Raw genomic sequence first — 19,419 nt, forward strand, 5'->3', positions numbered from 1 at the left:
TTTTGCCGGAAAGGTTACCCCAAAGGTGTCTCCCCTTTAGTGGCCACGAGTTTGGTCGCATTCATAAACAAACGTCAAGGGTTGGATCAGCGAAAACGATATCAGACGCCGCGCGGCCGGGCGCGACGCACTAAAATACTGTCTTTGAAGGATCAAACCGATAGATCGAAAAAGCGTTTGGCGTGTAAAAAGGCGGATTTCTTGACCTCCGAGGCTTCATGCGCCTCGTCGTCATGACCCCATTGCTCGATCTGCCAGATTTCGTCCAATCGCGAAATGCGCCATATCTCGTCCGGTTTGCGCCAATTCCGCGCTGCGGCAAAACCCAGAATCAAGGACCCGGACAGGCTCACAAGGTCGTGAAACGCGGCAAGCTGAAACTCACCAAGCTCATGAACCTGCCGCCGCAGAGTCGCCAGCGCATCGTCGGATTGCGGTTGATGCAGAACACCCTCGAAGGATACAAGCCGCGCGGACAAGGTCTTTTCCGCCCAGTCCAGCGCCGGATCCCATTGCCCCGCCTGCCGCTGCTGCAACTCCAGCGGGTGCGTGGCACGGTAACACAACAAGTCCGAATCGCCGTAGTCGGCCAGCATATCGGCCACTTCGGCATGCTGATGGCGGACCTTGTCGATTGCCGCATTTGCCGATCGGGTAAACGGCATCGAGGTCGGATCAACCTCTTTTTCTTGCGCGTCCCATTCCGTAGCTACAGCGGTTGCCATTGCGTGCGTCGGCACAACCAGCGCCGCCTTGGCCGGGGTTCTGACCTGACGCCCGTCCAGTTCGACGGTGAAGCCTTCTTCGGTTTCAGCCACCACGCTTTCGGTCCAGAACCGTTTCGGTGTCCAGTCGCTCATACCGTCATCCCCAAATACTGTGCAGCGCCGGCGGCAGCTGATCAAAGGTTTCGATCACCTGCGCAGCGTGTTCCAGTTCTGCGGTGTCGTGGTATCCCCAGGCCACACCGATACCTGTCACGCCAGCCGCGCTGGCCATATCCATGTCAAAGCGGGTATCGCCAATCATGGCCGTATTTCGCCGGTCGACACCGGTTTCCGCGCGCGCTGTATCGATCATCGACGGATGCGGTTTCGAAGGGTGATGATCTGCCACCTGACGGGTGACAAAGAACCGTTCCAAACCGTGCGCCTCGATCAACGCATCCAGCCCGCGTTGCGACTTTCCGGTGGCGACCCCCAGCAAGACCTCGGGTATGTCGTGCAGCGTCTCCAGAACCTCCCGGGCACCGGGATAGAGGGGCGAGTTCGCGGCACCCTGCCTCAGACGCTGGTCGTGATAGGCGTCCTTGTATCCATCCACCAGTTTTTCCTGGACCAAAACCGGGTGATCATGCGCCAGACGGGACAGAGCGACCGGCAGCGACAACCCGACAATCGACAGGATCGCGGAACGATCCGGCACAGTCAGGCCCAAAGCGTCAAAACTGGCGGTCATGGCCGAGACGATACTGGCCTGACTGTCGACAAGCGTACCATCGACATCGAAAAGGACCAGCCGCAATGGTGAGGTCATTGCAAATCCTCAAAGGGATCGTCCGAGGCCAGATCCTCGGTCCAGCCGAAGGTATCCCAGCTGTGTTTCATATGATCCGGCAATAGAGCCTTGACGGTGATGGTCTTGCGCGTCACCGGATGTTCAAACGACGCCTGCCGGGCATGCAGGTGCAGCTTTTTGCTGATAATCCCGCCCAATTGCGCGCCCCAGCCATCGCCTAGGTTTTCCTGACCCGAACCGCCATATTTACCATCACCAATGATCGGATGCCCAATGGCGGCCATATGCGCGCGCAACTGATGGGTGCGGCCTGTAACGGGTTCCATGGCAACCCACGCGGCGCGCCCGGCAACCCGGTACAGCGTCGCGTATAGGGTATGCGCCCTCTTCGCGCCCGGAGTACCGTCAATGTCGTTCAGGTGAACGGCGATCATCTTCTCGCCTTCACCCTTTTTGCCGTGGCCTGGGGCTTTTACCAGACCGGTTTTGATCTCGCCCAGATACGGAGTCGGCACCCCGGCAACCAGGCCCCAGTAAATCTTGCGCGTGTCGCGGTGACGAAACGCGGCTGTCAGACCTTTGGCCGCTTCGCGCGTTCTTGCCAAAAGCAAAACGCCCGAGGTGTCCTTGTCCAGACGGTGTACCAGACGGGGGTTTTCCTCATAACCGAACCGCAGCGCCTCGGACAGGCTGTCGACATGGCGGGTCTGACCACTGCCGCCCTGCACCGGCAGTCCATGGGGTTTGTTCAGGGCCAGAACATGATCGTCGCGGTAGATCACGCAGGATTGGATCATCTTTGCGTCCGCATCCGAGATCCGGCGTTTGACCTCAACCGGCTTGTGATCAGCGTCCGGCAAGGGCGGAACCCGCACGACCTGCCCGGCTTCAAGCCGGGTCGAGGCCTTGGCCCGACCCCCATCAATCCGCAGCTCGCCCTTACGGCACATCTTTTCGATACGGCCCTGCCCAACATGCGGGAACATGCGGCGCAACCAACGGTCCAGCCGCTGGTCGCTGTCGTCCTCTGCGACGGTGATCATCTGTACGCCACTCATGCCATTGCCCCTTGCACCGCGCGACTGGCCCGCCCGGATTTCACCGATGTCAGTGTGTTAGAAAACATGCGCGTCTGTCGCGCGCAAAGCAGCAAGAGTCAAGCCAGCCCTAGCTCTCGTTCCGCTGCGCGCGCAGCTTTGCGAAATAGTCCAGCCGCTTTTTCAGTTCCCGCTCGAATCCCCGCTCGACCGGCTGATACAGCATCGGCCGCTTCATCGTTTCCGGAAAGTAGTTCTGGCCCGAGAATCCATCCTCGGCATCATGGTCATAGGCATAGCCAGCCCCGTAGCCCTGGTCCTTCATCAGTGTCGTCGGCGCATTCAGGATGTGCTTTGGCGGCGGCTCGCTGCCGGATTGTTTGGCCAGACGCATCGCCGCCTTGTAGCCGACATAGGCGCCGTTCGATTTTGGCGCCAGCGCTAGATAGACCAGCGCCTGCGCCAGCGCCAATTCTCCTTCCGGAGAGCCCAGCCGCTCGTACACCTCCCACGCATGCAGGCAGATCGACTGCGCCTGCGGGTCGGCCAACCCGATATCCTCAACCGCCATCCGGGTAATCCGGCGGGCCAGATACCTTGGATCCTCGCCCCCCGTCAGCATACGTGCAAACCAATACAGCGCCGCATCCGCATCCGAACCGCGAACTGATTTGTGCAGGGCCGAGATCAGGTTGTAATGCTCGTCCCCCGATTTGTCGTATTTCGCGGCACGCCGCATCAACCGCGTGGACAGCGCGTCGGGGTCAAGCGGTCCGTCGACCTTCCAGGCCGCAACCTGTTCAATCAGGTTCAGCAACGCGCGCCCGTCTCCGTCCGCCATTTCCTGCAATGCATCCCGGGCGGCAGGCGTCAGGGGCAAGGCGCGGCCAAGATCTTTTTCGGCCCGCTGCGTCAGACGTTCCAGATCGGCAAGGCTCAGCCGTTCGAGCACCAGCACCTGTGCACGGCTGAGAACAGCTGCATTCAGCTCGAACGAAGGGTTTTCCGTGGTCGCCCCCACCAGCAGGATCGTGCCATCCTCCATATGCGGAAGAAACCCGTCCTGCTGGGCCTTGTTGAACCGGTGGATTTCATCAACGAACAAAAGGGTGCCCTGCCCGTTCTGACGCCGTATCTTTGCTGCCTCGAACACTTTTTTCAGGTCCGGAACACCGGTGAAAATCGCGCTGATCTGGACAAAATGCAGATCAGTCTCTTGTGCCAGCAACCGCGCAATCGTGGTCTTGCCTACCCCCGGCGGTCCCCAGAACACCAAACTCGACAGGCTGCCAGCGGCCAGCATGACGCCCAGGGGGGCGTCCGGGCCAAGCACCTGCTCTTGTCCGATCACCTCACCCAGCGTCTTGGGGCGCAGCCGGTCCGCCAAGGGGCGATGCGGCGCGGTTGCGGGCTCGGGTGCCCCGGTATCGAACAAATCACTCACGGGTCAGAGCCGAAACCGCAACGAAACCGCGCGTCCACCGCGCTGAACGTTCATTTGCACCCGGCGCCCGGGGTCAGTCAGCGCCTCGACCACATCGCCGGGCTGCTCAATCTCGGTGTCATTGATGCTGCTCAGGACGTCTCCGGGCCTCAGACCGGCGCGTGCTCCCAATGAGCCCGGATCAACCACAACAATGCCGGTCTGTGACAGAACCAATCCCAACTGCGAGATCAGTGCGGGATTGATCCGGGCGACGGTCAGGTTGGGCAGAACGGTTTTGTCATCCAACGTGGTCTCATCGGCGGGCGGACTGTCCGGAGCGCGGACCAAATCCACTTTCACATCCGCGCTTTTGTCTCCGCGCAGACGGGTCAGAACCGAGGTTCCCCCGACACCGGCAACCGACATCCGGAATTTCATCTCGGCGGGCGAATTTACCTCATCCCCGTCAACATGGGTGACAACATCGCCAACCCGCAACCCGGCCGCAGCCAGCGGGCTGAGGTCATGCAGGTCCGAGATCACCACGCCCAGTGGAATGGCCAGACCCAGCGATTCGGCGATATCGGCGCTCATATGCTGGCCCGCCATCCCGGCCCAGGGGCTGACAAAGCTCTCGTTGCCGGACTTCGCCTGCCGCAGGAATTCGGCAACCAGATTTGCCGGAATGGCAAAGCCAATGCCGTTGGATCCGCCCGACCGGGTCAGGATCGACGTGTTGATCCCGATCAGATCACCGTTCACGTCAATCAGCGCCCCACCGGAGTTACCCGGATTGATCGGAGCATCTGTCTGGATGAAGTACCCGCGCGCATTTCCCGTAGCTGTTCCGGTTCGTGCCAGCCCGGAAATTATGCCGGACGATACGGTTTGACCCACGCCAAACGGATTGCCGATGGCCAGCGCCAGTTCGCCCACCTCCACCTGGTCAGAATCGCGAAAGTTCAGATGCGGCAGTTCAGCGGCCTCTTCCAGCCGAAGAATGGCAATGTCGCTTTCCTGATCGCCCAGAACCACTTGCGCTGAATACTCGCGCCGGTCCGTTGTCACCACACGGATTTCCGTCGCCATGCCGACAACATGGTAGTTTGACACAACATAGCCGTCCGCAGAAAGAATTACGCCGGACCCCAGCGAGTTCTGAACCCGCGGCTGCGGTTCGGCAAATCCTCTGCCGAAGAACTCCTGAAAGAACGGGTCCGAGAAAAACGGATTGGCCCGGCCTTGCGTTACGATCTTGGCGTAGATGTTGACGACGGCCGGAGCAGCCTGTTTGACCACCGGGGCAAATCCCAGGCTTATTTCGGCCTGCGAAGTCGGCACTTTCGTTTCGGCATTAACTGTCGCGGCAAGCGTCGCCAGCATCAGAGAACAGAGAACTTTCCGCATGATCCATCCGTCGATTAATAGTCCATCGGATATGCGTCTACACGGGCCGTAATGCAAGCTTCCGCGCAGCACCTGTGGGCGGTCAGTCCAACGGCGCGTGCAGGCGCGTTCCTTCTGTGATGATCCCGCCGCGTTGTCCGACCTCTATCGTTCCGTACCGCTGCCTGAATACATCGGGCAACTCACGGTCTCCCTCGGGCGACAGCCACAGTCTCAACAAGTGCCGCCGTTCAGATGGGTCAGGCCAGTCCACAAAGCCGGTCCGGTCATGCAGTTGCGAGTGGTTGTACACGAACTGCATGTCCCCCGGTTGCAGCCGCATGGTCAGGCAAAGGTCGGGGTCATTCGCCAGCCCATCAAACCGATCCAGCGCCTTAACGTGATCCGGTGTAAGGCGCATCGCATCCGGAAACCGCTGGGCACTGTCGATATACTGCCTTTGATAAAACACTGTCAGCTTGCCGTCGTGCCAGGAAAATGGTGGAATCGTCATATAGGGTTCCATGCCCTCCGGCACCTCCCCTCTTCTGTCGGTCGCAAGGGGTTCAAACAACAGTTCCAGCAATTCCGGGCATTCGGATCGCATCCTGTTATATATCGTTTCAGCACTCACCAGCAGCGAGTCTCCGCCCTCTTTGGCCTCGCGCAGACAAAGCAGGCCAACAATATCTGCGCTGTCGGTGTGAAGTGTCTGACGCTCATGCGCCTGATAGATTCGGGTATTCGGATCGTTCGCATCCGCACCGATATCGCGGACGTGGCCCAGAATGTGCCCCTGAGCATTCTGCGAACGGGCCGAGCCCAAATGGGCACCAACACCACAGAAAATCGTAGCTGCCATCTTTTGCGTATAGTCCTGCACCGGAAGGCCGCGGATCACTTCGAACCCGATCCCGTTGATCAGCTTCTCTCGTAGCAGCGCCAGATGTCGATCAAATCTTTGCAGAGGGAAAGCAGCCTTTGTGATCTCACCTATATCTCTTCCCAGGCTCAAATAGTGACTAGCGGCCCGCTCAAGATCGTCAATGTCGTCGGCCGTCAGATCGATAATCCATTCGCGCTGTCGCGTTCGCATATCCTGACCGGTCCAGACAGACGGGCCCGTGAGTACGCTTGGTATTTCATCTGGGATTGCCATAATCCGTCCTCCTCACTCACCTTGCAGTGGAACCTGTAAGGTTCAGGGTTTCATAATCGGATATCATCGCAAATGCGCTCTTTGCGACAGTTAGGGGGCAAAAAATGAAAAACCCCCGCGTCCGGGACACGGGGGTTCAGATCAGAAAGCTAGGCTTTCTTATTCTTCGTCAGCAGCCTCTTCAGCGGCAACGCGGGCTTTGTCAGCCGCGCCTTTGGCATCAACATCACGATCAACGAATTCGATGATCGCCATCGGAGCCATGTCGCCATAACGGAAGCCAGCTTTCAGGATGCGGACATAACCGCCCTGACGCTCGGCATAGCGGGGGCCAAGAACTTCGAACAGCTTTGCGACGTCTTTGTCTTCTTTCAGCTGAGCTGCAGCCTGACGGCGGGCGTGCAGGTCGCCGCGCTTGCCAAGCGTGACCAGCTTTTCGATGATCGGGCGCAGTTCTTTTGCCTTCGGCAGAGTTGTCTTGATCTGCTCATGCTCGATGAGCGAGCCAGCCATGTTCGCAAACAGCGCCTTGCGGTGCTCATGAGTACGGTTCAGGCGGCGGTAACCACGTGCGTGACGCATTTTCTAGTTCCTTCTTTCGCGTTTTGCTTTGTCTGGCCGGCGATGCGTGTCACCGGCTCTCCTTGGGGCGGAAGTGCCCTTGTTGTCCCCGGTCGTCCGGGCATTTGTGAAGACGCGCTTAGAACGCGTCTTCGAATTTCTTGGCCAGATCTTCGATATTGTCCGGCGGCCAGTCCTCGACATCCATGCCGAGGTGCAGACCCATGCCGGACAGCACTTCTTTGATCTCGTTCAGCGACTTGCGGCCGAAGTTCGGGGTGCGCAGCATCTCGGCTTCGGTCTTCTGGATCAGGTCGCCGATATAGACGATGTTGTCGTTCTTCAGGCAGTTTGCCGAACGGACCGACAGCTCCAGCTCGTCCACTTTCTTAAGCAGCAGCGGGTTGAACTCCAGACCATCGTCTTCGTCCTGGCGGCCAGCCGATTCCGGCTCGTCGAAGTTGACGAAGATCGACAGCTGATCCTGCAGGATACGAGCGGCAAAGGCCAGCGCATCATCCGGATTGATCGATCCGTCGGTTTCGATCTTCAGGGTCAGCTTGTCGTAGTCCAGAACCTGACCTTCACGAGTCGGCTGAACGTCGTAAGCAACCTTTTTGACCGGCGAATAGATCGCGTCGATCGGGATCAGGCCGATGGGTGCGTCTTCCGGCTTGTTCTTTTCAGCCGAGACGTAGCCCTTGCCGGTGTTGACGGTCAGTTCCATGAACAGGTCGGCGCCATCGTCCAGGTGGCAGATGACGTGATCGCGGTTCAGAACCTCAATGCCGGCGCTTTCGCTGATGTCGCCAGCGGTGACGACAGCGGGGCCTTTGGCATTGATCGACAGACGCTTGGGGCCTTCGACTTCCATGCGCAGGGCGACCTGCTTGAGGTTCAGGATAATGTCGGTGACGTCTTCACGAACGCCCGCCACTGACGAGAACTCGTGCAATACGTTGTCGATCTGGACGCTGGTGATGGCCGCACCTTGAAGCGAGCTCATCAGGACGCGGCGCAGAGCGTTGCCCAGGGTCAGACCAAAGCCACGCTCCAGCGGTTCAGCAACCAGGGTCGCCTGACGCGCAGGGTCGTTGCCCGGCTTGCCTTCCAGCTGGGTCGGCTTGATCAATTCTGCCCAATTCTTGTGGATCATGTAATCCCTCCATTCCTGTCCGCGCCCCATGACCAACAAGGTGCAGACGCCCGAGGTTCAAAATGACGTGCTGGGGCCGTGCAGAAACACAGCCCCAGCCAAATTCAAAATCGCTTAGACGCGGCGGCGCTTCGGCGGTCGGCAACCGTTGTGAGCAATCGGTGTCACGTCGCGGATCGACGTGATGTTGAAGCCCACTGCAGCCAGCGCGCGCAGAGCCGATTCACGACCCGAACCGGGGCCCTGAACTTCGACTTCCAGCGTCTTGACGCCGTGTTCCTGCGCCTTTTTGCCTGCGTCTTCCGCAGCCATCTGTGCAGCATACGGTGTCGATTTCCGCGATCCCTTGAAGCCCATGGTACCGGCAGACGACCACGAGATGGCGTTGCCCTGTACGTCCGAGATCAGGATCTTGGTGTTGTTGAAGGTCGAGTTCACATGGGCAACGCCCGATGCGATGTTCTTACGCTCTTTGCGCTTAACGCGAGTCTTGTCACGTGCCATCAGTCAGACCCTCCCTTATTTCTTCTTACCAGCGATGGCCTTTGCGGGGCCTTTGCGGGTACGAGCGTTGGTGTGGGTGCGCTGACCGCGAACCGGCAGGTTGCGACGGTGACGCAGACCGCGGTAGCAGCCCAGATCCATCAGGCGCTTGACGTTCATCTGAACTTCACGACGCAGGTCACCTTCGACGGTGTAGTTGGCGTCGATGTGTTCGCGGATGGCCAGAACTTCGGCGTCGGACAGTTCATTGACGCGACGGTGCGCTTCGATGCCCACGGCTTCGCAGATGGCCTGCGCCGAGGTGTTTCCGATACCGGTGATATATGTGAGGGCGATTGGTACCCGCTTTGCAGTCGGGATGTTTACGCCGGCAATACGTGCCACGTGTCACTTTCCTTTTCGTTGCGGTTCCGTAACTCCAGAACCTTTTTTCACAACGCTTGACCGTGGCAGTGCCGCCAGAGGGTCCAGCATTATTTGAGGTGGTCGGGGCAAACGGAACGAATCCCGCCTGCGGTCTTGATTCCCTATAGGGATGGGGGTCGATATGGGCTTTTGAAGGGGCCGTCAAGCCCCAACCTGAAATCAGCCCAGGATGGCCTCGATCGAGGCTGTCACTTCTTTGATTTCAGCCAGGCCATTGACCGGCCGCAGATCACCCTTGGCATAGTAATAGCCAATCAGCGGCGAGGTCTTTTTGTAGTATTCCATCAGGCGCGTGCGTAGGCTGTCTTCGTTGTCATCCGCGCGACGCTGGAAATCATTTTCCTTGCCGCAATTGGTGCACTTTCCATCCGCCGGGATCGGTTTGGTGATGTCGTTATAGACCTCGCCACACCCCCCGCAGGTCGAGCGTGCCGTGATCCGTGACACCAGTGCTTCGTCATCGACGCGCATCTCAATTACGGTGTGCAGCGACTGGCCCAGTTTGGCCAGCAATGCCGACAGCGCATCGGCTTGCGCCAGCGTGCGGGGGAACCCGTCAAAGATGAAACCGGCCCCTGTTTCGGTGGTCAGTTTTTCTTCGATCAGACCGATCACGATCTCATCGGTGACAAGTTTGCCGGCGTCCATGATCGCGGCAACTTTCTTACCCATCTCGGTGCCCGAGGTTTTCGCTTCGCGCAGCATGTCGCCGGTGCTCAGCTGCACCATGCCGCGTGTCTCGACCAGGTGACGCGCTTGAGTCCCTTTACCTGCCCCGGGGGGCCCAAGAAGAATAATGTTCATCGACGAGATGGTCCCTTCCTGCCGCGTTTCTTGCCTTTGCCGCGCAGTTGGGACTTTTCGATAAGCCCTTCGTATTGATGCGCCAGCAAGTGGCTCTGGACCTGTTGGATCGTGTCCATGGTCACAGAGACGATAATCAGAACCGAGGTGCCGCCAAAATAGAACGGAATGGCGAACTGACCCCGCAGAATTTCAGGCAGCAGACAGACCGCCGCCAGATAGCCAGAACCCAGAACCAGCACGCGGTTGACCACGTATTCCAGATACTCTGCCGTTTTCTTGCCCGGACGGATGCCAGGAACAAAGCCGTTCTGCTTTTTCAGGTTGTCCGCCACATCGTCCGGTTTGAATGACACGTTGAACGTGTAGAAATATGCGAAGAACACGATCATCGACGCAAAGAACAGCAGGTAGAGCGGTTGCCCGGGGCCAAAATTCGCCAGCAACCACGACATCACAGGACCGCTGGCCGCACCCGACGAGAAGGTCGAGATCGTCACCGGCAGCAGCAGCAGCGAACTTGCGAAGATCGCCGGGATAACGCCGGCCGGGTTCACCTTGACCGGAAGATGGCTGGAACCGCCTTCATAGATCTTCATGCCAGCCTGACGGCGCGGATACTGGATGTGGATCTTGCGCAGGGCCCGCTCCATGAACACCACAAAGGTGATCACGGCGATGACCATTACGATTACACCAATGATCACGGCGGGGCTGATCGCACCGCTGCGTCCGCTGGCAAAGAACTGCGCCAGTGCGGCTGGAACCTCGGCGATGATGCCGACAAAGATGATCAAAGAGATACCGTTGCCGATGCCGCGCGCGGTGATCTGTTCACCCAGCCACATCAGGAACATGGTGCCGCCAACCAGCGTGATCATGGTCGACATGCGGAAATAGAGACCCGGATCGGTCGCCAGATCCCCCGATTCCAGCGAAACAGCCAGGCCATAGGCCTGAACCGTGGCCAGCGCCACGGTGCCGAAACGGGTATACTGGTTGATTTTCTTGCGCCCCTGCTCGCCCTCTTTCTTGAGCTGTTCGAGCGCGGGAACCATCGAGGTCAGCAGCTGTACGATGATCGAGGCCGAGATATAGGGCATGATGCCGAGGGCAAAGATGCCCATCCGCCCAAGCGCCCCGCCGGTGAACATCGAAACCATGCCGCCGATGCCCTGCCCCGCCTGCTCCATGAACTCGCGCAGCGCCTGACCGTCGATCCCAGGCACCGGAATGAAGGTGCCCAGACGATAGACGATCAACAAACCCAGCGTGAACAGGATGCGGTTGCGCAGATCGGTGGCTTTGCCAAGGGCAGCCCAGCTTGTGTTGGCTGCCATTTGTTCTGCTGCTGATACCATAAATCGGTCTCTCTTATGAAAACACCGCCCGGAACCGTTTTCCGGCTCGGGCGGCGTCTTGGAAAACTCTGAGGTCTATGTAAGCGGGTCTTTGCCCGCTCACAAGCGCTTACTCTGCCGCAGCGGCTATTGTGACCGTCAGTGAACCGCCCGCTTTTTCAACTGCCTCAACGGCAGCTTTCGAAGCACCGGTGACTTCCAGGTTCACTTTTGCGCTGATTTCGCCCTTGGCCAGAACACGGATGCCATCCAGCTTGCGGCGCACCAGACCGGAAGCAACCAGTGCGTCCTCGGTGATCGCAGCCTTGGCGTCCAGTTTGCCGGCTTCGACAAATTTCTGGATCAGGCCCAGGTTGATAACGGCGAATTCCTTGCGGTTCGGCTTGCTGAAGCCGCGCTTGGGCAGGCGCTGGTACAGCGGCATCTGGCCGCCTTCGTAGCCATTGATGGCCACACCCGAACGGGATTTCTGGCCTTTGATACCACGGCCACCCATTTTACCTTTGCCGGAACCCGGACCACGGCCAACGCGGGTGCGTTTCGGTGTGGCGCCAGGATTGTCGCGCAGTTCGTGCAGTTTCATTTCGCTTCTCCTAAGCCGGATGTGACCCCCGAAGCGTGATGGGTCAAACACGGCATTTCTTGGTTTTTTGATTCGTATGGCGCAAGGCCACCGCAGGCGTATAGGCCCGTTAATGCCAGTTGGCAAGCCTGCGGGCAGGGTCGGATGTCATTCCTCACCCTCAGCCATTTCGTCCTCAATAACGCCCTTCGGCCTGAGCGGTGCCGCATGTGGATCGATACCATGCTTTTTCACAAGCTGACCCACCAGGCTTTCGGGGTGCGGAATGCCCGAAAACCTGTTGAAGATGAATGACCGCATGCGACGGCCGTAGAAATGGATCGACATCGTCTCGTCCGTGATGAATCGCTCGGCGCCACCATTGGCCCGGCTCATGACGCGCCGTTCCTTATAAGATACCGGGTAAAGGACTTGAGTGGAAAACGAGAAACGATCCTCGCCATTCTGCTGCAATAGCCAGGTCAGCGCTCGGGGGCCCCAAACGCCCCAGGGCATTTCACCGGCATGTTTGGGGTTGCCGTCCAGGGCATCGCGGATCAACTCGGCCCGCAGCTTCGACGGCAGCCACGGCGGAATACGATACGGGTTTTCGGTGTAATCGATCAGGTCATAGAGTGTCGGGCTGTCCGGCGGCAGCAGGAGCACACCATTGTTGATCTCATGCGCAGCGAGGCGGCCGTGGAAATGGCCGTTTTCCGTAGTGAACGGCTTGACACAATACGCATCGGTATCTGCCCAGATCAGATCTTGATGCTGCGCCAGCATGCGATAACGAAACCTGTCCGCGTGTACTGCGGGGCTGCCGGTTCGCTTATGCGTGATGATGTTTTCGTCGGGCATGACCTCCCGCGCATCGCGCCGTTCGGCTCCGTCGGGAATGTTGGGCACATCGCCGTATGTGTAAAGGCGCACGTGCTGGCCAGCGTCCAGAAACGATTTGATGCAGAGCTGCTCCAGAAAGCTCAGCGGGCCATCGACCCATAGCATCCCGATCTGAAATTCCCGCGCCATGCCCGGCCTTTCCGTCAAATTGAAACGACCCTTTCAGCACTTGACCTATCCCGCGTGCTTTCGCAACGGGGTTCAGGAAATAACCTGCTCCTGTGGCATACGTGGCTCCCAAAACAATAGAGGCGCCATAACGGCGCCTCTGGATCGGGTGGTGCGTGGTCTTACACGCAGTAGGCGTGCTTGTGCGCGATGTCCGCAATGTCGCAGCGGCGAATGCCGATATCGTCCAGCTCGCGGTTGGTCAGGCGCTGCAGTTCGGCATAGGTCCGGTTGTATTCGGCCGCCTGTGCGCGGGCTGCTTTCACGCGTTCAACGAAGTTTGCGAAGCGGACGGAGAAGTTGAAACCGTTATGTGTCAGTGTTGCGGTATGTGCCATTTCTGAGTTCCTTTCTGACCGGGGCGCATTCCCCGGAGTTGCTTGTCTTGTTCCTTTTGGGACAAGGCTCAGATAGGCGCAGAGGATAACGCTAACAACGCAAGTTTCGGTCTAGCCGGTATGCATCTTTTGAATGGGTCTGCGTCCAAGCCGGAACGCGGTCGGCCGTCCGCGTCGCAACTGCCGCGCACGGTCGACAACCAGGATCGCCAACTTTGTCAGACTACGTACCGCGATCCTAGGACGTCTCGGCAGCGATTTTGCTGCGGCGCGCTCAACTGGGTTCTGCAGTTTCAGGTGCTCGGGTGTATGTTTGAGAAGATTGGTGTCGAACGGGGGCATCATGGGCTTGCTCCTACACAGGGTTCGCTTCGGTTCCGAAGCCTGACCTCAGGCTAGGCGCAGCCTGCCGTGACTGGTATCGATCAAGAAAATGTGCTGTTCTACAAAAATGAAGAACGAGTTTCGAAACTGGTCGGACGTTCGAATATTCCTGGCGGTCTTCAGAGAGGGCTCGACCCTTGCGGCGTCACGGAAGCTGGGCATGGCACAACCAACCGTCGCGCGCCGTATCGATGTGATCGAAAATGAGATTGGCCTCACGTTGTTCGAACGTGACACGCGAGGCTTCAAACCAACGGAAAGCGCGCGTCAACTGTTTCCCCTTGCCGAAGCCATCGAGGGTGGTGTCGACGGGTTTTCAAGAAGGGCGCAGGAACTGGCCAAACCGAAACCCATCCGGATCACGGCACCGGGGTATTTCACAGATCGGGTCATGCAGATATTCAGCGAATTCACAGCGGCTCACCCGCTTGTGGAAATCGAATTTGCGCACAGTATCCGGTTCCTAAATTTGCTCGCAGGCGATGCGGATATAGCCTTCCGTGTTTCTGAAAGACCGCCGGACGAAAACCTGATTTGCCGTAGGATCGGTTTGGAACACATGGCCCTCTACGGTGCCCCCAGCTATGTTCAGAAGTTCGGGATACCAAACTCGGTGGATGAATTGCTGGGCCACCGGTTCGTGACATTCCAGCGAAATGATGGATCCGATTTTCTCCACGAATGGTTGGCCAACCACATTTCCAAGGACCAAATTGTTCAGTCCTTCGGTGAGATGGATCTGATGCACGCTTCCATTCGCGCCGGTCATGGCCTGGGTCTCATTCATGCAAGATGGGCGGATACAATCCCTGATTTGGTTCGGTGTTCCGAAAATATCGATGATCTGTCCCGAACCGTTACTATGCTGATTTCGCCGGACGCGTACCGGCGCGCCGAAGTCCGGGCATTCACCAGTTTTTTTGCGCCCCGGTACGCGTCGACCTTCCCCTAGCCCCACGGGCTTGCTGAGGACAAATCGCGGATCAAGTTCTGTACGATGCGCAAATCGCAGCTGCAACAAAAAACGCCCCCGAGACATTCGGAGGCGTTTCAATTCATTCGAAGGTATCGCGCTTAGCCGCGCTCTTCGACGATCTCTACCAGATGCGGGATCTTGCGGATCATGCCGCGAACCGAAGGGGTATCTTCCAGCTCACGGGTCTTGTGCATCTTGTTCAGGCCCAGACCGATCAGGGTCGCGCGCTGTTCAGCGGGGCGGCGGATCGGGGAACCGACCTGCTTGACGACGATGGTTTTTGCCATGGTTCGCTCTCCTTACGCTTCTGCTTCAGCAGCAGCCGGTGCTTCGTCCCGCTTGGGCAGGATGTCGGCGACTTTTTTACCACGACGTGCGGCAACCGAGCGCGGGCTCTGCTCTTTCTGCAGGCCGTTGATGGTGGCGCGGATCATGTTGTACGGGTTCTGCGAGCCCAGCGACTTGGACACAACGTCCTTGACGCCCAGCATTTCGAACACGGCACGCATCGGACCACCGGCGATGATACCAGTACCTTCAGGTGCGGTGCGCATAACCACTTTACCAGCGCCGTGACGGCCTTCGATGTCGTGGTGCAGGGTACGACCTTCGCGCAGCTGCACGCGGATCATCTGGCGCTTGGCTTGTTCAGTCGCCTTACGGATGGCCTCAGGTACTTCTTTCGCTTTACCTTTGCCAAAGCCAACGCGGCCTTTCTGATCGCCGACAACCACCAGAGCGGCGAAGCCAAAGCGCTTACCACCTTTTACGGTTTTCGACACGCGGTTGATTGCGACCAGACGATCTGCAAATTCCGGTGCTTCTTCACGGTCGCGGCCACGGCCCCGACGGTTTTCACGTTCTGCCATTTGGCATCCCTTTTCTCATGTGGCGCATACGGCGCCGTTTTCTTCAATCCAAGTGAGCCCCGACTGTTGCCGAGGCCCCCGGATCATCGGGGCGGATCGAAACCCGCCCGCAGGTCTTAGATCTTCAGACCACCTTCACGCGCAGCGTCGGCAACTGCCTTCACCTTGCCGTGGAACAGGAAGCCGCCACGATCGAAATAGGCCTCTTCGACGCCTGCCTTCTTGGCACGCTCGGCGATGGCCGCGCCCACCTTGGTGGCCGCTTCGACGTTGTTCTTGCCAACAACACCCAGGTCTTTTTCCAGGGTCGAGGCAGATGCCAGGGTCACGCCACGTACGTCGTCGATCAGCTGAACGCTGATGTTCTTGTTCGAACGGTGTACGGACAGACGCGGACGACCCGCGTTGACCTTGCGAAGTTTGTTCCGAACGCGCAGGCGGCGCTTCAGAAACAGGGTTCTTTTGCTGTTTGCCATTGTCTGCGTCCTTACTTCTTCTTGCCTTCCTTGCGGAAGATGAACTCGCCCTTGTAGCGGATGCCCTTGCCTTTGTACGGCTCGGGACGGCGCCACTCGCGGATTTTGGCCGCGGTTTCGCCCACCAGCTGCTGGTCGATACCTTCCACAACGATCTCGGTCTGCTTCGGCGCGGTGATGGTGACACCTTCCGGAGCAGTGAAATCAACATCGTGGCTGTAGCCCAGGTTCAGCTTCAGGGTGTTGCCCTGCATCTGAGCCCGGTAACCAACACCCTGGATCTCCAGCTCTTTTTTGAAGCCAGTCGTCACACCGGTTACCAGGTTGGCAACCATTGTGCGGCTCATGCCCCACTGCTGACGGGCACGCTTGGACATGCCACGGGGGTCGATCTTGACCACGTTGTCTTCAACCGACAGCGTCACGTCGTCGGTGGCGGTGAAGCTGCGGGTGCCTTTCGGACCTTTCACTTCGATGGTCTGGCCAGACACAGAGGCGGTAACGCCGCTGGGCAGCTCGACCGGCTTTTTACCAATACGAGACATTGCAGACCTCCTTAGAAGACGGTGCAGAGCACTTCGCCACCAACATTGTTGGAGCGAGCGTTTGCGTCCGACATCACACCTTTCGGAGTGCTGACAATCGACACGCCCAGACCCTGACGGACCTGCGGGATGTCATTGACGCCCATGTATACGCGGCGACCGGGCTTCGAGACCCGCTTCAGTTCGCGAATGACAGGGGTGCCTTCGTAGTACTTCAGGCTGATTTCGATGGCCGGGTGACCGTTTTCACCGGTCGTGTTTTCGTAGCCACGGATGTAACCTTCGTCCGCCAGCACGTCCAGAACCCAACCGCGCAGCTTGGAAGCCGGGGTGGAAACGGTGGACTTGCCGCGCATTTGCGCGTTGCGGATACGGGTGAGCATATCGCCGATAGGATCATTCATATCTATGTCTCCCTTACCAGCTCGATTTCACCATGCCGGGGATCTGACCAGCAGAACCCAGCTCGCGCAGCGCGATACGGCTGACCTTCAGCTTACGGTAGTAAGCGTGGGGACGGCCGGTCAGCTGACAGCGGTTGTGCAGACGGGTCGCCGAGCTGTTGCGCGGCAGTTTCGCCAGTTTCAGACGCGCTTTGAAACGCTCTTCCATTGGGCGGCTCTCGTCATTCGCGATTTCTTTCAGCTCGGCACGCTTTGCGGCATATTTGGCCACCAGGCGTTCGCGCTTTTTCTCGCGTTCGATCATTGCTTTTTTAGCCATGTCTCAATCCTCCCGGCGCTTACGCGTTGAACGGCATGTTGAATGCTTTCAACAGGCTCTTCGCTTCAGCGTCGGTTTTCGCTGTGGTGGCAATTACGATATCCAGGCCCCAGACCTCGTCGACCTTGTCGAAGTCGATTTCCGGGAACACGATGTGCTCTTTCATGCCCATGGCAAAGTTGCCACGACCGTCGAAAGAAGGCTTAACACCGCGGAAGTCACGAACGCGAGGCATCGCGATGGTGATCAGACGATCCAGGAATTCGTACATCCGATCACCGCGCAGGGTCACTTTCGCGCCCAGCGGCATGTCTTCACGGACGCGGAAACCCGCGATCGACTTCTTCGCCTTGGTTGCAACGGCCTGTTGACCAGCAATTGCAGTCAGATCCTCGACAGCAGCTTTCGCTTTCTTCGAGTCTTTGACGGCCTCAGCACCACAACCGATGTTCAGAACGATCTTTTCCAGCTTGGGCAGCTGCATGTCGTTCTTGTAGCCAAACTCTTCTTTCAGAGCGGCACGGATGGTTTCAGCGTACTGAGCTTTCAGACGCGGGGTGAATTTTGCGGAATCAAGCATCGATCACGTCTCCCGTGGTCTTGGCGAAGCGCACCTTCTTGTCACCTTCCATGCGGAAGCCAACGCGGGTTGCTTTACCGTTCTTGTCCAGCAGAGCCAGGTTCGACAGGTCGATCGGGTTTGCCTGGGGCAGACGACCACCTTGCGAGGTTTGCGACTGGCGGGTGTGGCGGATGGCGATGTTGATGCCATCTACAACTGCTTTGCCGGCTTTGGGGTCAACCGAGGAAATGGTTCCCTCTTTGCCCTTGTCCTTGCCGGCCAGCACGACGACCTTGTCGCCTTTGCGGAGTTTGGCAGCCATGATTACAGCACCTCCGGAGCGAGCGAGATGATTTTCATGAAGTTCTTCGCGCGCAGTTCACGAACAACCGGGCCAAAGATACGGGTACCTACGGGCTCGTTGTTGTTGTTCAGGATGACGGCGGCGTTGCGATCAAAGCGGATCGCGGTACCGTCTTCGCGACGGACTTCCTTGGCGGTGCGTACGACGACGGCCTTGCGGACGTCACCTTTCTTTACGCGGCCGCGCGGGATGGCTTCCTTCACCGAGACGACAATGATGTCGCCGACGGAGGCGTATTTACGCTTGGAACCACCCAGGACCTTGATGCACTGAACTCGGCGTGCGCCGGAGTTGTCAGCGACATCCAGATTGGTCTGCATCTGGATCATGTGGTTTCTCCCGACCTGTGGGGGCTGGTCTTGTTAAATCCCCCAGGGTTTCGACAAATGGAAAAATCCCGGAAGCTTACGCTTCCAGAACTTCCCAACGTTTCGTCTTCGATTTCGGCGCGCATTCGATGATGCGGACTGTATCGCCGACCTTGAAGGCGTTCTTTTCGTCATGAGCCCGGTACTTCTTGGACTTACGGACGGTTTTGTGCAGCAGCGGGTGCTTGAAGCGGCGCTCGACCGATACGGTTACGGTCTGTTCGTTGGCGTCGCTGGTCACGGTGCCTTGCAGGATACGCTTGGGCATCTGATTACTCCTCGGATGCCGCGGCAGCGGCCTTTTCGTTCAGGATGGTTTTGACGCGGGCAGCGTTGCGGCGGGCCGCTTTGATGCCGGCTGTGCTTTCCAGCTGACCGGTTGCCTGTTGAAAGCGCAGGTTAAAGCTTTCTTTCTTCAGGTTGGCCAGTTCCTCGCGGAGCTGGTCCGGGGTCTTGTCACGCAGTTCTTGGGCGTTCATCGCCTTTTTCCTTTGCTCAAAACACCAGAAGGCCCCGTAAACGGGTCACCTTGGACCTGGTGGATGAATTACAGACATGCGAATCCCCCGACTCAGCCGGGGGACTTGCAGGATGCCGCCGTATAAGGGTTTGGGGGGTGGGTGGCAAGGGAAAGTTTTGACCAATGCGTGCATGCAGATCGTAAGCTTCAAGCCTGGCGCCAAAACCGATGCTTCCCGAGATTGTTCACCGAACAATCTCGGTGGGGTACCAAGCAAAAAGGGCGCCCCGAAGGACGCCCTTTCCGTAGCTTTTTGCAGATGCGAATTACTCGATGATCTTCGACACAACGCCGGCGCCGACGGTGCGGCCGCCTTCGCGGAT

At 58.4% G+C, this 19,419-nt stretch carries 28 protein-coding genes; 2 read left to right on the forward strand and 26 right to left on the reverse strand.

Going from position 1 to position 19,419, the window contains the following annotated elements:
* Positions 1–152: 152 nt before the first annotated feature.
* The 15 genes from ACR0J8_RS21985 to ACR0J8_RS22055 all read right to left on the reverse strand — a co-directional run bounded on the left by ACR0J8_RS21985 (position 153) and on the right by ACR0J8_RS22055 (position 13,309).
* The gene (locus ACR0J8_RS21985; RefSeq protein ID WP_480527229.1) at positions 153–860 is read right to left on the reverse strand and encodes an ATP12 family chaperone protein; all 708 of its coding nucleotides are present in this window, start codon (positions 858–860) and stop codon (positions 153–155) included.
* Positions 861–864: 4 nt separating this feature from the next.
* Complete coding sequence (locus ACR0J8_RS21990) at positions 865–1,536, reverse strand: HAD-IA family hydrolase (protein ID WP_480527231.1); 672 nt, start codon at positions 1,534–1,536, stop codon at positions 865–867.
* A complete protein-coding gene (locus ACR0J8_RS21995) occupies positions 1,533–2,576 on the reverse strand; it encodes an RluA family pseudouridine synthase (RefSeq protein WP_480527232.1) in 1,044 nt (347 codons plus the stop codon). The genes ACR0J8_RS21990 and ACR0J8_RS21995 overlap by 4 nt, the downstream gene beginning before the upstream one ends.
* Before the next feature lie 109 nt (positions 2,577–2,685).
* Positions 2,686–3,999 carry a replication-associated recombination protein A gene (locus ACR0J8_RS22000; RefSeq protein ID WP_480527234.1) on the reverse strand — a complete coding sequence of 438 codons (1,314 nt, stop codon included), beginning with the start codon at positions 3,997–3,999 and terminating at the stop codon, positions 2,686–2,688.
* A gap of 3 nt (positions 4,000–4,002) precedes the next feature.
* On the reverse strand, positions 4,003–5,388 hold the full coding sequence (locus ACR0J8_RS22005) for a trypsin-like peptidase domain-containing protein (RefSeq protein WP_480527236.1): 1,386 nt from the start codon (positions 5,386–5,388) through the stop codon (positions 4,003–4,005).
* Positions 5,389–5,470: 82 nt separating this feature from the next.
* Positions 5,471–6,526: a TauD/TfdA family dioxygenase gene (locus ACR0J8_RS22010; protein ID WP_480527237.1), complete on the reverse strand. Its 1,056-nt coding sequence runs from the start codon at positions 6,524–6,526 to the stop codon at positions 5,471–5,473.
* A 159-nt stretch (positions 6,527–6,685) separates the two neighbouring features.
* The gene (gene rplQ / locus ACR0J8_RS22015; protein WP_039538314.1) at positions 6,686–7,108 is read right to left on the reverse strand and encodes a 50S ribosomal protein L17; all 423 of its coding nucleotides are present in this window, start codon (positions 7,106–7,108) and stop codon (positions 6,686–6,688) included.
* A 118-nt stretch (positions 7,109–7,226) separates the two neighbouring features.
* On the reverse strand, positions 7,227–8,243 hold the full coding sequence (locus ACR0J8_RS22020) for a DNA-directed RNA polymerase subunit alpha (protein WP_480527239.1): 1,017 nt from the start codon (positions 8,241–8,243) through the stop codon (positions 7,227–7,229).
* Positions 8,244–8,357: 114 nt separating this feature from the next.
* Positions 8,358–8,747, reverse strand: a complete 390-nt coding sequence (gene rpsK, locus ACR0J8_RS22025; RefSeq protein WP_008757289.1) for a 30S ribosomal protein S11 — start codon at positions 8,745–8,747, stop codon at positions 8,358–8,360.
* A gap of 15 nt (positions 8,748–8,762) precedes the next feature.
* On the reverse strand, positions 8,763–9,131 hold the full coding sequence (gene rpsM, locus ACR0J8_RS22030; protein WP_170613752.1) for a 30S ribosomal protein S13: 369 nt from the start codon (positions 9,129–9,131) through the stop codon (positions 8,763–8,765).
* A 201-nt stretch (positions 9,132–9,332) separates the two neighbouring features.
* Positions 9,333–9,977 (reverse strand): adenylate kinase, encoded by a 645-nt coding sequence (locus ACR0J8_RS22035; RefSeq protein ID WP_170613754.1) that lies wholly within the window; start codon positions 9,975–9,977, stop codon positions 9,333–9,335.
* Entirely contained in the window at positions 9,974–11,338 is a 1,365-nt protein-coding gene (secY, locus tag ACR0J8_RS22040; protein ID WP_170613756.1) for a preprotein translocase subunit SecY, read from the reverse strand. Before secY ends, ACR0J8_RS22035 begins: the two co-directional genes overlap by 4 nt.
* 109 nt (positions 11,339–11,447) lie before the next feature.
* The gene (rplO, locus tag ACR0J8_RS22045) at positions 11,448–11,921 is read right to left on the reverse strand and encodes a 50S ribosomal protein L15 (RefSeq protein WP_480527242.1); all 474 of its coding nucleotides are present in this window, start codon (positions 11,919–11,921) and stop codon (positions 11,448–11,450) included.
* Between the two features lie 147 nt (positions 11,922–12,068).
* A complete protein-coding gene (locus ACR0J8_RS22050; protein WP_480892341.1) occupies positions 12,069–12,932 on the reverse strand; it encodes a hypothetical protein in 864 nt (287 codons plus the stop codon).
* Between the two features lie 161 nt (positions 12,933–13,093).
* The gene (locus ACR0J8_RS22055) at positions 13,094–13,309 is read right to left on the reverse strand and encodes a DUF1127 domain-containing protein (RefSeq protein ID WP_480527245.1); all 216 of its coding nucleotides are present in this window, start codon (positions 13,307–13,309) and stop codon (positions 13,094–13,096) included.
* Positions 13,310–13,760: 451 nt separating this feature from the next.
* Between ACR0J8_RS22055 and ACR0J8_RS22060 the strand changes: the two genes are divergently transcribed.
* Entirely contained in the window at positions 13,761–14,645 is an 885-nt protein-coding gene (locus ACR0J8_RS22060; protein WP_480892344.1) for a LysR family transcriptional regulator, read from the forward strand.
* 122 nt (positions 14,646–14,767) lie between these two features.
* Here the strand turns inward: ACR0J8_RS22060 and rpmD are convergent, their stop codons facing one another.
* From rpmD to rpmC, 11 genes are all read right to left on the reverse strand, one after another.
* Positions 14,768–14,956, reverse strand: coding sequence for a 50S ribosomal protein L30 (gene rpmD / locus ACR0J8_RS22065; protein WP_170613764.1), 189 nt, complete (start codon positions 14,954–14,956; stop codon positions 14,768–14,770).
* Between the two features lie 12 nt (positions 14,957–14,968).
* Complete coding sequence (gene rpsE, locus ACR0J8_RS22070) at positions 14,969–15,538, reverse strand: 30S ribosomal protein S5 (RefSeq protein WP_155148691.1); 570 nt, start codon at positions 15,536–15,538, stop codon at positions 14,969–14,971.
* Positions 15,539–15,654: 116 nt separating this feature from the next.
* The gene (rplR, locus tag ACR0J8_RS22075) at positions 15,655–16,014 is read right to left on the reverse strand and encodes a 50S ribosomal protein L18 (RefSeq protein ID WP_010437103.1); all 360 of its coding nucleotides are present in this window, start codon (positions 16,012–16,014) and stop codon (positions 15,655–15,657) included.
* An 11-nt stretch (positions 16,015–16,025) separates the two neighbouring features.
* Positions 16,026–16,559, reverse strand: a complete 534-nt coding sequence (rplF, locus tag ACR0J8_RS22080; protein WP_170467582.1) for a 50S ribosomal protein L6 — start codon at positions 16,557–16,559, stop codon at positions 16,026–16,028.
* An 11-nt stretch (positions 16,560–16,570) separates the two neighbouring features.
* On the reverse strand, positions 16,571–16,963 hold the full coding sequence (rpsH, locus tag ACR0J8_RS22085) for a 30S ribosomal protein S8 (RefSeq protein ID WP_155148687.1): 393 nt from the start codon (positions 16,961–16,963) through the stop codon (positions 16,571–16,573).
* Positions 16,964–16,976: 13 nt separating this feature from the next.
* Positions 16,977–17,282: a 30S ribosomal protein S14 gene (rpsN, locus tag ACR0J8_RS22090; RefSeq protein ID WP_068340744.1), complete on the reverse strand. Its 306-nt coding sequence runs from the start codon at positions 17,280–17,282 to the stop codon at positions 16,977–16,979.
* A 19-nt stretch (positions 17,283–17,301) separates the two neighbouring features.
* Positions 17,302–17,862: a 50S ribosomal protein L5 gene (gene rplE / locus ACR0J8_RS22095; RefSeq protein ID WP_480892348.1), complete on the reverse strand. Its 561-nt coding sequence runs from the start codon at positions 17,860–17,862 to the stop codon at positions 17,302–17,304.
* On the reverse strand, positions 17,855–18,166 hold the full coding sequence (gene rplX, locus ACR0J8_RS22100) for a 50S ribosomal protein L24 (protein WP_039523375.1): 312 nt from the start codon (positions 18,164–18,166) through the stop codon (positions 17,855–17,857). Before rplX ends, rplE begins: the two co-directional genes overlap by 8 nt.
* A gap of 2 nt (positions 18,167–18,168) precedes the next feature.
* Positions 18,169–18,537, reverse strand: a complete 369-nt coding sequence (gene rplN / locus ACR0J8_RS22105) for a 50S ribosomal protein L14 (RefSeq protein ID WP_005621870.1) — start codon at positions 18,535–18,537, stop codon at positions 18,169–18,171.
* Positions 18,538–18,613: 76 nt separating this feature from the next.
* Positions 18,614–18,844, reverse strand: a complete 231-nt coding sequence (gene rpsQ, locus ACR0J8_RS22110; protein WP_170613768.1) for a 30S ribosomal protein S17 — start codon at positions 18,842–18,844, stop codon at positions 18,614–18,616.
* A 4-nt stretch (positions 18,845–18,848) separates the two neighbouring features.
* Positions 18,849–19,055, reverse strand: coding sequence for a 50S ribosomal protein L29 (gene rpmC / locus ACR0J8_RS22115; protein WP_037311745.1), 207 nt, complete (start codon positions 19,053–19,055; stop codon positions 18,849–18,851).
* Positions 19,056–19,227: 172 nt separating this feature from the next.
* Here rpmC and ACR0J8_RS22120 point away from each other — a divergent pair.
* Positions 19,228–19,419: hypothetical protein (locus tag ACR0J8_RS22120; RefSeq protein WP_480892353.1), on the forward strand; the 192-nt coding region annotated here is incomplete at its 3' end.

The sequence above is a fragment of the Ruegeria sp. N11 genome, from assembly GCF_056531525.1.

Coding starts and splice junctions, on each gene's coding strand:
- rpsN (WP_068340744.1), bottom strand. CDS start 17,282: ATGGCTAAAAAAGCAATGATCGAACGCGAGAAAAAGCGCGAACGCCTG.
- ACR0J8_RS22055 (WP_480527245.1), bottom strand. CDS start 13,309: ATGGCACATACCGCAACACTGACACATAACGGTTTCAACTTCTCCGTC.
- secY (WP_170613756.1), bottom strand. CDS start 11,338: ATGGTATCAGCAGCAGAACAAATGGCAGCCAACACAAGCTGGGCTGCC.
- rplQ (WP_039538314.1), bottom strand. CDS start 7,108: ATGCGTCACGCACGTGGTTACCGCCGCCTGAACCGTACTCATGAGCAC.
- ACR0J8_RS22010 (WP_480527237.1), bottom strand. CDS start 6,526: ATGGCAATCCCAGATGAAATACCAAGCGTACTCACGGGCCCGTCTGTC.
- ACR0J8_RS22035 (WP_170613754.1), bottom strand. CDS start 9,977: ATGAACATTATTCTTCTTGGGCCCCCCGGGGCAGGTAAAGGGACTCAA.
- ACR0J8_RS22050 (WP_480892341.1), bottom strand. CDS start 12,932: ATGGCGCGGGAATTTCAGATCGGGATGCTATGGGTCGATGGCCCGCTG.
- rpmC (WP_037311745.1), bottom strand. CDS start 19,055: ATGAACGCCCAAGAACTGCGTGACAAGACCCCGGACCAGCTCCGCGAG.
- rplF (WP_170467582.1), bottom strand. CDS start 16,559: ATGTCTCGTATTGGTAAAAAGCCGGTCGAGCTGCCCAGCGGCGTTACC.
- ACR0J8_RS22005 (WP_480527236.1), bottom strand. CDS start 5,388: ATGCGGAAAGTTCTCTGTTCTCTGATGCTGGCGACGCTTGCCGCGACA.
- ACR0J8_RS22060 (WP_480892344.1), top strand. CDS start 13,761: ATGAAGAACGAGTTTCGAAACTGGTCGGACGTTCGAATATTCCTGGCG.
- ACR0J8_RS21990 (WP_480527231.1), bottom strand. CDS start 1,536: ATGACCTCACCATTGCGGCTGGTCCTTTTCGATGTCGATGGTACGCTT.
- rpsE (WP_155148691.1), bottom strand. CDS start 15,538: ATGGCAGAACGTGAAAACCGTCGGGGCCGTGGCCGCGACCGTGAAGAA.
- rpsK (WP_008757289.1), bottom strand. CDS start 8,747: ATGGCACGTGACAAGACTCGCGTTAAGCGCAAAGAGCGTAAGAACATC.
- rplN (WP_005621870.1), bottom strand. CDS start 18,537: ATGATCCAGATGCAGACCAATCTGGATGTCGCTGACAACTCCGGCGCA.
- rplR (WP_010437103.1), bottom strand. CDS start 16,014: ATGGCAAACAGCAAAAGAACCCTGTTTCTGAAGCGCCGCCTGCGCGTT.
- ACR0J8_RS21985 (WP_480527229.1), bottom strand. CDS start 860: ATGAGCGACTGGACACCGAAACGGTTCTGGACCGAAAGCGTGGTGGCT.
- rplX (WP_039523375.1), bottom strand. CDS start 18,166: ATGGCTGCCAAACTCCGCAAAGGCGACAAGGTCGTCGTGCTGGCCGGC.
- ACR0J8_RS21995 (WP_480527232.1), bottom strand. CDS start 2,576: ATGAGTGGCGTACAGATGATCACCGTCGCAGAGGACGACAGCGACCAG.
- rplE (WP_480892348.1), bottom strand. CDS start 17,862: ATGCTTGATTCCGCAAAATTCACCCCGCGTCTGAAAGCTCAGTACGCT.
- rpmD (WP_170613764.1), bottom strand. CDS start 14,956: ATGGCAAAAACCATCGTCGTCAAGCAGGTCGGTTCCCCGATCCGCCGC.
- rplO (WP_480527242.1), bottom strand. CDS start 11,921: ATGAAACTGCACGAACTGCGCGACAATCCTGGCGCCACACCGAAACGC.
- ACR0J8_RS22020 (WP_480527239.1), bottom strand. CDS start 8,243: ATGATCCACAAGAATTGGGCAGAATTGATCAAGCCGACCCAGCTGGAA.
- rpsQ (WP_170613768.1), bottom strand. CDS start 18,844: ATGCCCAAGCGTATCCTGCAAGGCACCGTGACCAGCGACGCCAACGAA.
- rpsH (WP_155148687.1), bottom strand. CDS start 16,963: ATGAATGATCCTATCGGCGATATGCTCACCCGTATCCGCAACGCGCAA.